Origin of the sequence: Ruegeria sp. HKCCA5929, from assembly GCF_013034525.1 — a bacterium.
Classification (GTDB): domain Bacteria; phylum Pseudomonadota; class Alphaproteobacteria; order Rhodobacterales; family Rhodobacteraceae; genus Ruegeria.
Map to the genome: position 1 here is coordinate 474,340 of NZ_WQGE01000001.1, position 14,320 is coordinate 488,659.

The following is a 14,320-nucleotide window of genomic DNA, read 5'->3' on the forward strand; positions in this document are numbered from 1 at the left end:
CATAAGGAACAAGAGGCGAACAAAGCAGCGATTGCCGCCCGATCAAGGGTGTGACAAAAGGGAAGGCGACAGGACAATGGCGGATCTTCTGACAATGAGCGACAAGAAAAACGCAGACAAGCAAAAGGCGCTCGACAGCGCACTGGCCCAGATCGAACGGCAATTCGGTAAAGGCTCGATCATGAAGCTGGGCGAAGGTGCCACGCAGGATATCGAAGCAAGCTCAACCGGCTCGCTGGGTTTGGACATCGCGCTGGGAATCGGCGGCCTGCCGATGGGGCGGATTGTAGAAATCTACGGCCCGGAAAGTTCGGGTAAAACGACGCTGACACTGCATTGCATCGCAGAGCAGCAAAAACGTGGCGGTGTTTGCGCCTTTGTGGATGCGGAACACGCATTGGACCCGCAATATGCCCGCAAACTGGGTGTTGACCTTGATGAGCTGCTGATTTCACAGCCGGACACCGGTGAACAGGCCCTGGAAATCACCGATACGCTGGTGCGGTCGGGTGCGGTCAACATGGTTGTTGTCGACTCGGTGGCAGCGCTGACACCGAAATCCGAGCTTGAAGGCGATATGGGCGACAGCAATGTTGGCGTTCAGGCCCGTCTGATGAGCCAGGCAATGCGGAAACTGACCGGTTCGATCAGCCGTTCGAACTGTATGGTGATCTTCATCAACCAGATTCGGATGAAAATCGGCGTGATGTTCGGCAGCCCGGAAACCACCACCGGTGGTAACGCGTTGAAGTTCTACAGCTCTGTGCGTCTGGACATCCGCCGCATCGGTGCGATCAAGGACCGGGACGAGGTTGTCGGCAACCAAACACGCGTCAAGGTCGTGAAGAACAAAGTTGCTCCTCCGTTCAAGCAGGTCGAATTCGACATCATGTACGGCGAAGGTATTTCGAAAATGGGTGAGCTACTGGATCTGGGTGTCAAAGCTGGCGTGGTCGAGAAATCGGGGTCTTGGTTCAGCTATGGCGACGAACGGATCGGGCAGGGGCGTGAGAACGCCAAGCAATATTTGCGTGACAACAGCCGGATCGCCTTGGACATTGAAGACAAGATCCGCGCTGCACATGGGCTGGATTTCGATATGCCACCGGGTGCTGCTGAGGATGATGACATCCTCGAAGCGTGACCGTCGCTGATTGGAAAACCGGAAGTTCGGTTATTTCCAAACGAAAGTAGGTAAGAACGAAACAAGGCGGCCCATCGGGCCGCCTTGCTACATTCTGGCACACCTCTGCTGTGGACACTTTTCTGACAGAGGGATAAACCTGCGGGGACCAAGATTTATGTGCGCCGAGAGAGCCCTATGCCAACCCTGAACGACATCCGATCGACCTTTCTGAACTACTTTGAAAAACAGGGGCATGAGGTTGTGGCATCCAGCCCGCTGGTGCCGCGTAACGACCCAACGCTGATGTTCGTGAACTCGGGCATGGTCCAGTTCAAGAACCTGTTCACCGGTCTTGAAAACCGCGACTATACACGCGCCACGACGGCGCAGAAATGTGTACGGGCCGGTGGCAAACATAACGACCTCGACAATGTGGGCTATACCGCGCGTCACCACACGTTTTTCGAGATGTTGGGCAACTTTTCATTCGGGGATTACTTTAAGCATGACGCTATCCCGTTCGCCTGGAACCTGATCACCAAGGAATTCGGCATCGACAAGAACCGCCTGTTGACCACGGTCTATCACACCGATGACGAGGCGTTTGAGATCTGGAAAAAGGTTGGCGTGCCCGAAGATCGCATCATCCGGATCGCGACCAATGATAATTTCTGGCAGATGGGCCCGACCGGACCCTGCGGACCATGCACCGAGATCTTCTATGACCATGGCGATCACATCTGGGGTGGTCCTCCGGGATCGGCCGAAGAAGATGGCGACCGTTTCATCGAAATCTGGAACGTCGTTTTCATGCAAAACGAGCAATTCGAAGATGGTTCGATGATCGAACTGGACATGCAGTCCATCGACACTGGTATGGGACTGGAACGGATCGGCGCGTTGCTGCAGGGCAGCCATGACAACTATGACACTGATCTGTTTAAAACCCTGATCGAGGCGTCTGCCGATGCAACCGGTGTGGATCCCTATGGTGACCAGAATGTGCATCACCGCGTGATTGCTGACCACCTGCGTTCCACCTCGTTCCTGATTGCCGATGGGGTCATGCCCAGCAATGATGGGCGTGGTTACGTTCTGCGCCGGATCATGCGCCGCGCCATGCGCCATGCGCACCTGTTGGGGGCGAAAGACCCGGTTATGCACCGCCTCGTGCCATCGTTGGTGCAGCTCATGGGAGGGCATTACTCGGAACTGACCCAGGCCCAGCCCTTGATCGAAGAGACGCTGTTGCTTGAGGAAACCAAGTTCAAGCAAACACTGGATCGCGGTTTGAAGCTGTTGGATGACGAGGTTGCAGGGCTGGCCGAAGGCGCGCCGTTACCAGGGGCAGCGGCCTTCAAACTCTATGACACCTATGGTTTCCCATTGGACCTGACGCAGGATGCGCTGCGCGAGAAGGGTCGTGCCGTCGATACCGACGGGTTTGATTCCGCAATGGCAGAGCAGAAAGCCAAGGCGCGGGCCGCCTGGGCCGGGTCTGGCGAAGCTGCGGATCAGGCGGTGTGGTTTGACGTGCTGGACTCAGCCGGTGCGACGGATTTCCTTGGGTATGAGACAGAGAAGGCCGAAGCGCAAGTTGCCGCGCTGGTCGTAGATGGCGCTTTGGTCGACACTATTGAAGCAGGCGGCAGCGGTTGGGTTGTCGTGAACCAGACCCCGTTTTATGGCGAGGCCGGTGGTCAGATTGGCGATACGGGTGAACTGCGCCGAGTCGAAGACCGCGATGACCTCAGCCGGGTGGAGGACACCCGGAAATTCGCCGACGGCAAAGTCTATGCGCATAAGGTAACGGTCGAAAACGGCAAGCTGTCCAAAGGCGACGCGGTCGAGCTTGAGGTGGATCACGCCCGCCGTACTGCCATTCGCGCCAACCATTCGGCCACGCACCTGCTGCACGAAGCACTGCGGGAAGCGTTGGGGGATCATGTGGCGCAGCGTGGCTCGCTGAATGCGGCGGATCGTCTGCGGTTTGATTTCAGCCATTCCAAAGCGCTGAGCCTTGAGGAAATCCAAAAGGTAGAGCGCGAGGTGAACAGCTTCATTCGCCAGAACTCAACCGTTGAAACCCGGATCATGACGCCTGACGACGCGCGTGAGCTTGGAGCCCAAGCGTTGTTTGGCGAGAAATACGGCGACGAAGTGCGTGTTGTCTCGATGGGTAAGGCGCCAACTGGCAAGGGACAGGATGGTGAAACATGGTCGATCGAACTGTGCGGCGGTACGCATGTGCGCCAGACGGGCGATATCGGCACGTTTGTGGTACTGGGCGACAACGCCAGCAGCGCCGGTGTGCGCCGGATCGAGGCGCTGACCGGAGATGAGGCAAACCGTTACCTTTCGGCTCAGGATCACCGACTTGCGCAGGTTGCACTGGAACTGAAAGCGCAACCGAACGATGTTGTCGCGCGGGTGAAGAGCCTGCTGGATGAACGCAAATCGTTGCAAAACGAAGTCGCTCAGCTGCGTCGCGATTTGGCAATGGCGGGCGGCGCCGGGCAGGGTGGTGGAACCGAAGCGCGGGACGTCAACGGCGTCAAGTTCCTGGCACAAGCCCTGAGCGGTGTGTCGGGTAAAGACCTTCCGGCGCTGATCGACGAACATAAAGCCCGTCTTGGAACAGGTGCCGTACTGCTTATCGCAGATACCGGTGGAAAGGCTGCTGTTGCAGCCGGTGTGACCGACGACCTGACCGGAACCGTTTCGGCGGTAGATCTGGTCAAGGCAGCGGTTATTGAGCTGGGTGGCAAGGGCGGCGGTGGTCGACCCGATATGGCCCAGGGCGGCGGCAAAGACGCTTCGAACGCAGATGCCGCGATCAAAGCCGCAGAGCAGGTATTGGGAGGATAAGATGGCTGCACTCTGGATTGCACATGTCACGGTCACGGATGCCGAGGCTTATGGGAAATACGCCGAGCTGGCCGGGCCAGCCATTGCCAAACATGGTGGTGAGTTCATCGCTCGGGCCGCGCGATACGTTCAGTTGGAAGGCAAAGAGCGTCCGCGCAATGTGGTTGCCCGGTTCCCATCGTTAGAATCAGCAGTCGAATGCTACAATTCCGATGAGTATCAGCAGGCGCTGAATCACGCCCGCAATGCCAGCGAAAGAGAGTTGGTTGTGGTCGAAATCACCGAATAGGTGTGTGCCCGTAGACCGTTTGGCTGATTTCAGCGATTTTCAGCTTACACATGACGCGCGTATCTGGAAAACAGCCCGCTTTTGCGGGCTGTTTTTATTTTGTTATGATTACAAATGCTTACGGACAACTCTTCACAATTTTCCGTTGATGGATCCGCAAGATTGTGGCGGTCCTTTGGCAATTCCTGCTCGAAATTGTCAAATTAAGGAACGAAATTTCGCCCTTTTTCATTTGCACGTTCTCAATGATTGCGACTGAGGATCGTTAAAGGATAGTTTCCAAAAGTGGAATATGGTCCTTGAGTATCGGCAGTCGTTGGAACGATACTGTCTCGGGGAATGGGCATGACATCAGTGATCAAATCGACCAACCGCCGGTTTGCAAAGGCTTTGACCTCTGCTGTATGTGCTGTTGGTCTAAGCGCCATGTTCCTTGCATCGCCTTTTGGGACAACAGATGCCCAAGCATCTGAAGGTCGCTTTATTCCCGCTGTCGCTTCATCGCCGCCACCGAGCGGGGCAAGAAATCTTTGCAGCCAATATCGGTGGGCGTGCACAGCAAAACGATCTGCGGCACTTTCCAGTCAGTCGGAAATGCAGATTGTGAAGCAGGTGAACCGACGTGTGAACGCCTCGACCCGAGAAGTCACTGATCAGTCGCAGTACAAAACAAGAGAGTTGTGGGCATTGCCAACGACCAGAGGTGGCGATTGCGAAGACTTTGCACTGCTCAAGAAGCGGGATTTGATAAATGCGGGGGTGGATCCGAACAAATTGCTGATTGCCACCGTTCTGGATACACGCCGAACCCCTCATGCGGTCCTTATATACCGTTCAGCCAACGGTGATTTAGTTTTGGACAATTTGACCAATCGCATCAAGCCTTGGAAAGCAACGCGGTATCTCTTTCTCCGCATGCAGGATCCGAACCAACCCGGTCGTTGGGTAGGTGTCTACGGGCGGAGCTAATTGGTTAGCTTACGAAAACATCTGTTTCACTCTGAATGTGTGGGCATTGATCGCCTCAGCGCCCACACGTCCGGTGCATTTGTTTTCGACCGCAGCACCCCCAAACATCAAGTGACAGGTCCCTAGCGTAGAACTTCAGGCTCTTCCTGTTCGGGTTCCTCCTGCTCGGGCTCTTCCTGTTCAGGCTCTTCTTGTTCCGGTTCACCTTGTGGGTCGGGATCGTTTTGCGGACCGGGATCACTTTGTGGGCCTGGATCACCTTGTGGACCAGGATCACCCTGCGGACCGGGATCACCTTGTGGGCCATCACTGTCGGGTGTGTCACCAAATCCGCCAAAGCCGTCGGTTCCGGTGCCTTCATTTGCCGGCCCATCGCCCGCGCGTGTGTCCGACGCTCCAACTGATGCCGTTGGAAGGTCTGTCAGCAGATCCGCAAGCGGAGAGCATTCGGCACCCAGACGGGCCACGATTTCATCGAAGTCCGCTCGGCGCTGAATATACCGCAACATTCCAGTCGTCACAGCATCACATTCGCACAAGAGCGACGGCGACCCCGCGGATTGACGGGCTGTTTTCACGGTACACGTTCCGCTTGCAAACGCATCGCTGCCAGGCAGAACAAAAACCGCAGTTACGGCAAAAAAGACTGGTAACTTAAGGGAACGAAAAACCATCATTAACTCCTCGGAACTCGGCACCTTACACGTGCATTCCTATGCACCATTTAAACTATTATGTGAGTGAACGACGTCACACTTCGGGCACATTTACACCTTTAGATCGACTTATTCGCAAGATGTGGTCGGGGCGAAAAGTTCAAAATTAATACAACCCGTGGAAGAAAACCCTATCTTTTCAAGAAAAAGCCGGGCGATTTACCCGGCCTTTCAAAAATCGTTTTTTGATCAAGTGGAAGCAAAAATGCCACAGTTATGCCATTGTTTCCCATTGAGCCGGTCACAAGTGCAGGTTGTTCAGGCCGATTTGGCCATCCGCTTGCGTTCATGTGGGTCCAGGTAACGCTTTCGCAGACGGATTGCGTTGGGTGTTACTTCGACAAGTTCGTCGTCGTCGATATAGGCAATGGCCTCTTCCAACGAGAACTGAACGTGGGGTGTAAGACGGACCGCATCGTCTGAACCACTTGCACGCACGTTGGTCAGTTTCTTGCCTTTCAGCGGATTGACCTCCAGATCGTTGTCGCGTGAATGCTCTCCGATCACCATGCCCTGATAGACATCGGTTTGCGGACCGACAAACATGCGGCCGCGCTCTTCCAGGTTCCACAGCGCATAAGCAACGGCTTGTCCGTTCTCCATCGAGATCAAAACGCCCGCGCGACGGCCGGGGATCTGGCCTTTGTGGGGCGCCCAGTCGTGGAACACGCGGTTCAGAACGCCAGTGCCGCGTGTATCGGTCAAGAACTCACCATGATAGCCGATCAGGCCGCGCGAAGGGACGTGGGCGATGATGCGGGTCTTGCCAGCGCCAGCCGGGCGCATCTCGACCAACTCGCCTTTGCGGGCTCCGGTAATCTTCTCGATGACAGCGCCGGAATATTCGTCATCCACGTCAATGGTGACTTCTTCCACGGGCTCCAACCGTTGACCGTTTTCCTCGCGGAACAGAACCTGCGGTCGGGAGATGCTGAGCTCGAAACCTTCGCGGCGCATGTTCTCGATCAGAACACCCATCTGCAATTCGCCACGGCCAGCGACTTCGAAAGCTTCGCCGCCAGGGGTGTCGGTGATGCGGATCGCAACGTTCGATTCGGCTTCTTTCATCAACCGATCACGAATGACGCGGGACTGAACCTTTTTACCGTCGCGACCTGCCAGAGGTGAATCATTAATGCCGAAGGTCACGGTGATGGTTGGCGGGTCGATGGGCTGCGCGGGCAAGGCCTCTTCAACCTGTGGGGAAACCAACGAATCCGCCACAGTGGCCTTGCTCATACCTGCAATGGTCACAATGTCCCCGGCTTCGGCGACATCGATGGGCTGTTGGGCCAGGCCACGGAACGCCAGGATCTTCGAGGCGCGGAAGTTCTCGATCAGCGTGCCATCACGGCTGAGCGCTTTCAGGCTATCGCCAGCTTTCAAAGTGCCGCTTTCCACACGACCCGTCAGAATTCGACCGATAAACGGATCACTGCCGAGCGTGGTGGCCAACATGCGGAAGGGCTCTTCCTTGTGCTCGGTCTGCTTGGGAGCAGGGACGTGATCGACGATCAGATCGAACAGGGCGCTTAGGTCCTTGCGAGGCCCGTCCAGCTCCATGTCCGCCCAACCAGAACGGCCTGAGGCGTACATAGCTGGGAAATCCAGCTGATCATCATCCGCCCCAAGGTTGGCAAAAAGATCGAAACATTCGTCCAGCGCACGATCAGGTTCGGCATCGGGTTTGTCGACCTTGTTCAGAACCACGATTGGACGCAAGCCAAGAGCCAGCGCTTTGGAGGTCACAAACTTGGTCTGCGGCATAGGACCTTCTGCGGCGTCGACCAGCAAAACAACACCGTCAACCATGCTGAGGATCCGCTCAACCTCGCCACCGAAATCGGCGTGGCCGGGGGTGTCGACGATGTTAATGCGGGTGTCTTTCCATTCGACCGAGGTGGCTTTGGCCAGAATGGTAATGCCGCGTTCACGTTCCAGATCATTGCTGTCCATGGCACGTTCCGCCACAGCCTGATTTTCCCGGAACGCACCGGATTGTTTGAGCAGCTCATCCACCAGGGTCGTTTTGCCGTGGTCCACGTGAGCGATGATTGCGATATTGCGCAGGTCCATGAGAGGTCAGCCTTTGAACGGGAAGTTGCCGCGCGCATAACGCGGCGCGGCAAAATATACCAGCCCTAACCGTGGATCAGTGGCCTGCAGTCTTCGAAAACAGGTGAATGATCAGAATTCCAGCCAGAATCATGCTCAGCCCAAGCACCGCAGGCCAGTCCAGCTTTTGACCAAATACCATGAATCCGATGATCGCGATCAGAAAGATTCCCAGCCCGGACCAAATTGCATAAACGATGCCGACAGGCATGGTCTTGAGGGTCAGCGCCAGGAAATAAAAGGCGACCCCGTACCCCAAAATAACAAGAACGGACGGCCAAAACCGGGTGAATTGCTGGCTGGCCTGCAATGCGGTTGTGCCGATGGTTTCCGCCATCACGGCGAGTAACAGAAACAGATAGGCTTGAGGCATTTTGGTCTCTCGCAGAGCTATATGGTTTGAGCGCCTTGAACACGGAACACGCGCGACAAGCAAGACAAGTCTCAAACTAAAATTTCCGTCAGGTCAGGTATACCTGACTATTCTCGGGTTAGAATAAGTGTAAGGTTTGGCTCATATTTTATGATTTGTTAAAGAGTATTGTTCGATGACGACATTCGCAAAGTCGGTCATTCTTGTTTCTGGTCTGATAGTGGCAGTTGGGTGGCTTGCCGACGGGGGGTCCGTCGATAATGAGGCAGCCATTGTGGTTCAACAGTTCGATGGTAGTCGTGTGTTTTAATGCCACTCGGAACTTGGAAGGAAAAAAGGAGCCTTTGGGCTCCTTTTTTCTGTTACGCGTCCAGTAGCGTAGTTTCGCGGCTATCGAAAAATCCGACGAGCATGGGGTACAGCCAATTCCAAAGATCCGGTGCCCCATTTCTGATCGCCGGTCCCACACGTGCTTCGAGTTGGGTAAAAGTTACGTTGTATTCGATCCATGAACCGCCGCCGTTTTCCAGGTTGGCAATCGGTGTCTGAAACCGGTCGACTGATTTTGCAAATCGAGCGTCTGCACTCTCGCAAGCTTCGAATTCCCGCCACAAGTCCGTGAAAAATATCTGCTGCGCGTCCGGCAATAGGCCAAACAACCTTTCAGCTGCCGCTTGTTCCTTTGCCTCCTGCTCGGCGTGGTTGACCTGACCGTGAATAGGGTGATCTCCGGCATCGATTTCAACGATATCGTGCAGAAGAAGCATCTGAAGCACCCGATCCACACGAATTTCGGAGTGCGCGTGTTCTGACAAAACCCAGGCGTAAAGCATGATATGCCAGGAATGCTCTGCCGAGTTCTCTAACCGATCCGAAGCAATTAGGCGCGAGGCGCGTATCACCGATTTCAACTGATCTGCCTCGGTCAGAAAGTCGAGCCGCCTTGTAAAGGCATTGTCCTGAGACGCTGACCTGTTCAGCAGGTCGCTTGCGTGGCGGTAGGCCAGTGGAAAGACCTGTGAAAGATAGGCCGCGCGTCCACTGTCCAGATTGGCGCGGGCAATATCCACATGGTCTGGTTTGGGATCAGACGCGCACAGCACCTGAAACAGCGGCTGGCAGCGATCCAGAACTTTTGCAAACCGCGCATCTGGTGTCTGGTCTGCTTCGAACTCTTGCCACAAGGATAAAAGGAAATGCGCCTGATCTTCCGGTAGCAGACCAAACAGCTGTGACGCTGCATTTTGTTCTGCGTCCGCCAGCTCATCCCAGTCGGTTTCCAAATGGATTGGATGGTCGCCTACGACGATCTCAACCAAATCATGCAACAGCAACATCCGGATAACCCGATCAATCGACACATCTGGCCCGGCCAGAGGGGCCATCACCATGGCCCACAATGCCAGATGCCAGCTGTGTTCCGCAGAGTTTTCGGGTCGGGACTGGTCGAGCAGGACGTTTGCGCGCTCGACCGTTTTCAGCATGTCAGCCCGTTTCAGAAACGCAATCTGGGCCGACAAACGTTCACTCATTGTTTTTCTATCGCTTTTTGTTTGGAGCGGTGGGCAGCCAAGCGTCTGATGACAAACTGTCTGGCCTTACGCTCGGCCAGGCGCACGCGGATTTCGGTTAGAAATGCCTCTTCCAAAGACTGCGAGGCCGCCCCCAGTACTTCGCCGACTTCGACAAAGAAACGGTCTTCCCCGGTTTCGTCCATAACCTTCATCGTATCTTCGGCCAGTTTAGCCGCAAGAGTTGTGATGGTGTCGGACATCAGCGGGTGTTCTCAGTCAGGCGGCGTTTCACATAGTCGCTGACATCGGTAATCAACGTGTCCATGTGACGATCCTGGAAGAAGTGATCTGCGCCTTCAACCTCGTTATGAGTGATCGTGATGCCCTTTTGCTCATGCAGCTTATTCACCAGTGACGTGGTGTCTGCCGGAGGGGCCACACGGTCGGCGGATCCGTTGATGATCAGGCCGGATGAGGGGCAGGGCGCCAGGAATGAAAAGTCGTACATATTGGCCGGTGGCGACACGCTGATGAACCCGGTGATTTCAGGCCGGCGCATCAGCAACTGCATTCCGATCCATGCCCCAAACGAAAACCCTGCGACCCAGCAGTGTTTCGAGTTGTTGTTCATCGATTGCAAGTAATCCAGTGCCGAAGCCGCATCGCTCAGCTCACCTACACCCTGATCATACTCGCCCTGACTGCGGCCCACACCGCGGAAGTTAAAGCGCAACACGGTGAAGCCCATGTTGTAGAAGGCATAGTGCAGGTTATAGACCACCTTGTTGTTCATGGTCCCGCCAAATTGAGGATGCGGGTGAAGCACGATTGCGATCGGTGCGTCTTTTTCCTTTTGCGGGTGGTAGCGGCCTTCCAGGCGGCCTTCGGGTCCGGGAAAAATCACCTCGGGCATGTGTGCTTTGGTCCTGTCTTTTTCGTGCGGGTGCCCGGATATACTTGACGATAATCGTCGGACACCTTAGAACGGTTCTAATTACATTTCACTGCGCGTCAGCGCTGTCAGTCGGAGATACGCACTGGCAGCGTCGCCGTCAATGATTTCGCGCAATTCCTGCAAAGAGGGGGCAAAAGATGAAGCTGTCGACCAAAGGGCGATACGCGATGGTTGCCTTGGCGGATATTGCTCTGCAACCAAGCGACCGGCTTGTGACCCTTGGAGAAATCTCGGAACGCCAGGATGTGTCGCTGCCGTATCTGGAACAGCTTTTTGTAAAGCTGCGCCGGGCTGAGCTGGTTTCATCGGTGCGCGGACCGGGTGGCGGATATCGTCTTGCGCGCCCTGCGTCTGAAATTCGCGTGGTCGAAATTCTGGCCGCCGTGGATGAGACAGTTGATGCCCTTCAAAAAGGGGCCGGAGCTTCGGGTGCGTCTTCCGGCAGCCGCGCGCAATCGCTGACCAACCGTCTTTGGGAAAGCCTGAGTGCACATGTTTATGTGTTTTTGCATCAGACGCGCCTGTCTGACGTGATTAAAAACGACCTGGCCCCATGCCCCGCAGTGCCGAGCTTGTTCTCGGTGGTGGACGAGTAATCCAAAGAGGCGACACAGGCATATGAATTTTGTTGGCAAAAAGATGCATCCATGAATCGTGTTTATCTGGATCATAACGCAACGACACCTCTGCGCCCTGAGGCACGAGAGGCGATGATTGCCGCGATGGAAGTCTGCGGAAATCCGTCTTCTGTCCATGCCGAGGGCCGTGCCGCAAAGGCACTTGTCGAACGAGCACGGGCACAGGTTGCAGCCGCCTTTGGTGCGGATGGTGCGGACATCGTTTTCACCTCTGGCTCCACCGAAGGCGCATCTCTTACTTTGGCTGGGCGTCACCTGCATGGTGCCGCAGTCGAACATGATGCCGTAAGGGCTTGGATCAAAGAAGACCTCTGCGTTTCTGAAGCTGGCGAGGTGTTGGTAACAGAACCCGAAGCCTCGACCCTTCAACTGGCAAATTCCGAGACCGGAATCGTTCAGTCCTTGCCGCCCGGATTGGCCGTGACAGATGCCACGCAGGCCTTTGGCAAGCTTCCGATTGCGTTCAACTGGATGTATGCCCAGATGGCCCTGGTGTCGGCGCATAAACTGGGCGGCCCCAAGGGTGTTGGCGCGGTTGTTATGAAACGCGGAACTGATCTGCCAGCTCAGATCAAAGGCGGTGGTCAGGAAATGGGTCGTCGATCTGGAACGGAAAATGTCATTGGAATCGCGGGTTTCGGTGCCGCAGCTGAAGCGGCGGCACGGGACCTGGCCAGTGGTGTTTGGGAGCAGGTTGAAGAATTTAGAAATATTCTAGAAAACGCTCTTGAGGCTGCTGTAAAATCACCTATTTTTGTCGGGAAAGGGCGGCAACGCCTGCCCAACACCCTGTGTTTTGCCGCCCCCGGCTGGAAAGGTGAGACCCAGGTCATGCAGATGGATCTGTCGGGTTTTGCGGTCAGTGCGGGCTCTGCCTGTTCAAGCGGCAAGGTTCGCGCCAGCGCGGTGCTCACCGCAATGGGATACGACGAGGTGACAGCCAGCAGCGCAATCCGCGTTTCGCTGGGCCCTCGGACAACGAAAGAAGATGTGCTGCGTTTCGCCGAAACGTGGCTTGAGAAAGAGAAAAAGCATCGCGCGCGGGCCGCGTGATCTGACGGAGGGTAAGTTATGGCCGCTTTGGACCAGACCCAGGTGAAAGAGGGTGTCGATCAGGAAACCGTGGATGCGGTACGCGAGGTCGGCACCTATAAGTACGGCTGGGACACGGACATTGAGATGGAGTACGCGCCAAAAGGCGTGAACCCGGATATCGTCCGCCTGATCTCGGATAAGAATGATGAGCCGGAATGGATGACCGAATGGCGTCTGGCAGCATTTGAACGCTGGACCAAGATGGAAGAGCCCAAATGGGCGATGGTCAACTACCCTGAAATCGATTTCCAGGACCAGTATTACTATGCGCGTCCGAAATCGATGGAAGAAAAGCCAAAGTCGCTGGATGAGGTCGATCCCAAGCTGCTTGCTACCTACGAGAAGCTGGGTATCCCACTGAAAGAACAGATGATTCTGGCTGGAGTAGAGGGCGCTGAAGATGCACCAGCCGAAGGCCGTAAAGTTGCTGTGGACGCTGTGTTCGACTCGGTTTCCGTGGGTACAACCTTTCAAGCCGAGTTGAAAAAGGCTGGCGTGATCTTCTGTTCGATTTCAGAAGCGATCAAAGAACACCCTGAACTGGTCAAGAAATACCTTGGCACTGTTGTTCCTGTTTCGGACAACTTCTATGCGACGCTGAACTCAGCCGTCTTCTCGGACGGGTCGTTTGTGTACATCCCGCCGGGTGTTCGTTGCCCAATGGAGTTGAGCACCTATTTCCGCATCAACGCCGAAAACACCGGCCAGTTCGAACGCACGCTGATCATCGCCGACAAGGGCTCGTACGTCTCTTATCTGGAAGGCTGCACCGCGCCTCAGCGTGATACGGCCCAACTGCACGCGGCTGTTGTCGAGATCATCGTCGAAGAAGACGCCGAGGTAAAATATTCGACCGTTCAGAACTGGTTCCCCGGGGATGAGAACGGCAAAGGCGGCATCTATAACTTTGTGACCAAACGCGCCGATTGCCGGGGTGATCGATCCAAAGTGATGTGGACGCAGGTTGAAACCGGCTCGGCCGTAACCTGGAAGTACCCGTCCTGCATCCTGCGCGGCAACGAAAGTCAGGGCGAGTTCTACTCGATCGCGATTGCTAACAACTATCAGCAGGCCGACACCGGCACCAAGATGGTACATCTGGGCAAAAACACCAAATCGCGCATCGTGTCCAAAGGCATCAGCGCAGGTAAGGCGCAGAACACTTATCGTGGTCTGGTTTCGATGCATCCGAAAGCCAAAGACAGCCGGAACTATACGCAGTGCGACTCTCTGCTGATCGGAGACAAATGCGGCGCGCACACGGTTCCGTATATCGAGGTCAAGAACAACTCATCCCGCGTGGAACACGAGGCGACGACGTCGAAAGTGGATGACGATCAACTGTTCTACTGCCGTCAGCGTGGCATGGACGAAGAAGAGGCCGTGGCGCTGGTGGTCAACGGGTTCTGCAAGGACGTGCTTCAGGCGCTGCCGATGGAATTCGCCATGGAAGCACAGCAGTTGGTGGCAATCTCGTTGGAAGGTTCCGTTGGTTGATGACGCGCGCGCGCCGCACTCGCACCCGGAAAGGTGATGTGGTGGCCTGGATCGGGTACATCCTTCCGGTTCTGGGTGGGTTGCTGGGCGTGGCCTACGTCAACATCAATCATATGGAGTTCATTAACCCGGTATAGGCGGTGGGCGGAGGATCAATCCTGGGTT

14 protein-coding genes are annotated in these 14,320 nt (G+C 55.6%); 8 read left to right on the forward strand and 6 right to left on the reverse strand.

Annotation, left to right across the window (positions count from 1 at the left end; translation table 11 throughout):
• The first annotated feature begins 76 nt into the window (after positions 1-76).
• The 4 genes from recA (at position 77) to GOV90_RS02305 (ending at position 5,252) form a co-directional block, all read left to right on the forward strand.
• Positions 77-1,144 carry a recombinase RecA gene (gene recA, locus GOV90_RS02290; protein WP_171089962.1) on the forward strand — a complete coding sequence of 356 codons (1,068 nt, stop codon included), beginning with the start codon at positions 77-79 and terminating at the stop codon, positions 1,142-1,144.
• Positions 1,145-1,321: 177 nt separating this feature from the next.
• Positions 1,322-3,994 carry an alanine--tRNA ligase gene (gene alaS, locus GOV90_RS02295; protein ID WP_171089963.1) on the forward strand — a complete coding sequence of 891 codons (2,673 nt, stop codon included), beginning with the start codon at positions 1,322-1,324 and terminating at the stop codon, positions 3,992-3,994.
• 1 nt (position 3,995) lies between these two features.
• Positions 3,996-4,283 (forward strand): DUF1330 domain-containing protein, encoded by a 288-nt coding sequence (locus GOV90_RS02300; protein ID WP_171089965.1) that lies wholly within the window; start codon positions 3,996-3,998, stop codon positions 4,281-4,283.
• Positions 4,284-4,628: 345 nt separating this feature from the next.
• A complete protein-coding gene (locus GOV90_RS02305; protein ID WP_253284715.1) occupies positions 4,629-5,252 on the forward strand; it encodes a transglutaminase-like cysteine peptidase in 624 nt (207 codons plus the stop codon).
• Between the two features lie 122 nt (positions 5,253-5,374).
• Here GOV90_RS02305 and GOV90_RS21050 read toward each other — a convergent pair whose 3' ends face one another.
• The 6 genes from GOV90_RS21050 to GOV90_RS02335 form a co-directional block, all read right to left on the reverse strand.
• Positions 5,375-5,761 (reverse strand): hypothetical protein, encoded by a 387-nt coding sequence (locus GOV90_RS21050; RefSeq protein WP_216602332.1) that lies wholly within the window; start codon positions 5,759-5,761, stop codon positions 5,375-5,377.
• 465 nt (positions 5,762-6,226) lie between these two features.
• Positions 6,227-8,044: a translational GTPase TypA gene (gene typA / locus GOV90_RS02315; RefSeq protein WP_171089967.1), complete on the reverse strand. Its 1,818-nt coding sequence runs from the start codon at positions 8,042-8,044 to the stop codon at positions 6,227-6,229.
• 76 nt (positions 8,045-8,120) lie between these two features.
• Positions 8,121-8,456, reverse strand: coding sequence for a multidrug efflux SMR transporter (locus GOV90_RS02320; protein ID WP_171089969.1), 336 nt, complete (start codon positions 8,454-8,456; stop codon positions 8,121-8,123).
• 362 nt (positions 8,457-8,818) lie between these two features.
• Positions 8,819-9,988, reverse strand: coding sequence for an HD domain-containing protein (locus GOV90_RS02325; RefSeq protein ID WP_171089971.1), 1,170 nt, complete (start codon positions 9,986-9,988; stop codon positions 8,819-8,821).
• Positions 9,985-10,230, reverse strand: coding sequence for a hypothetical protein (locus GOV90_RS02330; protein WP_171089973.1), 246 nt, complete (start codon positions 10,228-10,230; stop codon positions 9,985-9,987). Before GOV90_RS02330 ends, GOV90_RS02325 begins: the two co-directional genes overlap by 4 nt.
• A complete protein-coding gene (locus GOV90_RS02335; RefSeq protein ID WP_170324952.1) occupies positions 10,230-10,883 on the reverse strand; it encodes an alpha/beta hydrolase in 654 nt (217 codons plus the stop codon). The genes GOV90_RS02330 and GOV90_RS02335 overlap by 1 nt, the downstream gene beginning before the upstream one ends.
• A 179-nt stretch (positions 10,884-11,062) precedes the next feature.
• Between GOV90_RS02335 and GOV90_RS02340 the strand changes: the two genes are divergently transcribed.
• From GOV90_RS02340 to GOV90_RS02355, 4 genes are read left to right on the forward strand one after another with little or no spacing between them, the layout of a single operon-like run.
• A complete protein-coding gene (locus GOV90_RS02340) occupies positions 11,063-11,521 on the forward strand; it encodes an Rrf2 family transcriptional regulator (RefSeq protein ID WP_171089975.1) in 459 nt (152 codons plus the stop codon).
• A 51-nt stretch (positions 11,522-11,572) separates the two neighbouring features.
• Positions 11,573-12,616: a cysteine desulfurase family protein gene (locus GOV90_RS02345; protein ID WP_171089977.1), complete on the forward strand. Its 1,044-nt coding sequence runs from the start codon at positions 11,573-11,575 to the stop codon at positions 12,614-12,616.
• A gap of 18 nt (positions 12,617-12,634) precedes the next feature.
• Positions 12,635-14,155: a Fe-S cluster assembly protein SufB gene (sufB, locus tag GOV90_RS02350; RefSeq protein ID WP_171089979.1), complete on the forward strand. Its 1,521-nt coding sequence runs from the start codon at positions 12,635-12,637 to the stop codon at positions 14,153-14,155.
• Entirely contained in the window at positions 14,155-14,292 is a 138-nt protein-coding gene (locus GOV90_RS02355; RefSeq protein WP_253284714.1) for a hypothetical protein, read from the forward strand. Before sufB ends, GOV90_RS02355 begins: the two co-directional genes overlap by 1 nt.
• The last annotated feature ends 28 nt before the right edge of the window (positions 14,293-14,320 follow it).

What these genes read in the sequence shown, in the direction of transcription:
- recA (WP_171089962.1), top strand. Translation starts at nt 77, where the DNA reads ATGGCGGATCTTCTGACAATGAGCGACAAGAAAAACGCAGACAAGCAA.
- alaS (WP_171089963.1), top strand. Translation starts at nt 1,322, where the DNA reads ATGCCAACCCTGAACGACATCCGATCGACCTTTCTGAACTACTTTGAA.
- GOV90_RS02300 (WP_171089965.1), top strand. Translation starts at nt 3,996, where the DNA reads ATGGCTGCACTCTGGATTGCACATGTCACGGTCACGGATGCCGAGGCT.
- GOV90_RS02305 (WP_253284715.1), top strand. Translation starts at nt 4,629, where the DNA reads ATGACATCAGTGATCAAATCGACCAACCGCCGGTTTGCAAAGGCTTTG.
- GOV90_RS21050 (WP_216602332.1), bottom strand. Translation starts at nt 5,761, where the DNA reads ATGTTGCGGTATATTCAGCGCCGAGCGGACTTCGATGAAATCGTGGCC.
- typA (WP_171089967.1), bottom strand. Translation starts at nt 8,044, where the DNA reads ATGGACCTGCGCAATATCGCAATCATCGCTCACGTGGACCACGGCAAA.
- GOV90_RS02320 (WP_171089969.1), bottom strand. Translation starts at nt 8,456, where the DNA reads ATGCCTCAAGCCTATCTGTTTCTGTTACTCGCCGTGATGGCGGAAACC.
- GOV90_RS02325 (WP_171089971.1), bottom strand. Translation starts at nt 9,988, where the DNA reads ATGAGTGAACGTTTGTCGGCCCAGATTGCGTTTCTGAAACGGGCTGAC.
- GOV90_RS02330 (WP_171089973.1), bottom strand. Translation starts at nt 10,230, where the DNA reads ATGTCCGACACCATCACAACTCTTGCGGCTAAACTGGCCGAAGATACG.
- GOV90_RS02335 (WP_170324952.1), bottom strand. Translation starts at nt 10,883, where the DNA reads ATGCCCGAGGTGATTTTTCCCGGACCCGAAGGCCGCCTGGAAGGCCGC.
- GOV90_RS02340 (WP_171089975.1), top strand. Translation starts at nt 11,063, where the DNA reads ATGAAGCTGTCGACCAAAGGGCGATACGCGATGGTTGCCTTGGCGGAT.
- GOV90_RS02345 (WP_171089977.1), top strand. Translation starts at nt 11,573, where the DNA reads ATGAATCGTGTTTATCTGGATCATAACGCAACGACACCTCTGCGCCCT.
- sufB (WP_171089979.1), top strand. Translation starts at nt 12,635, where the DNA reads ATGGCCGCTTTGGACCAGACCCAGGTGAAAGAGGGTGTCGATCAGGAA.
- GOV90_RS02355 (WP_253284714.1), top strand. Translation starts at nt 14,155, where the DNA reads ATGACGCGCGCGCGCCGCACTCGCACCCGGAAAGGTGATGTGGTGGCC.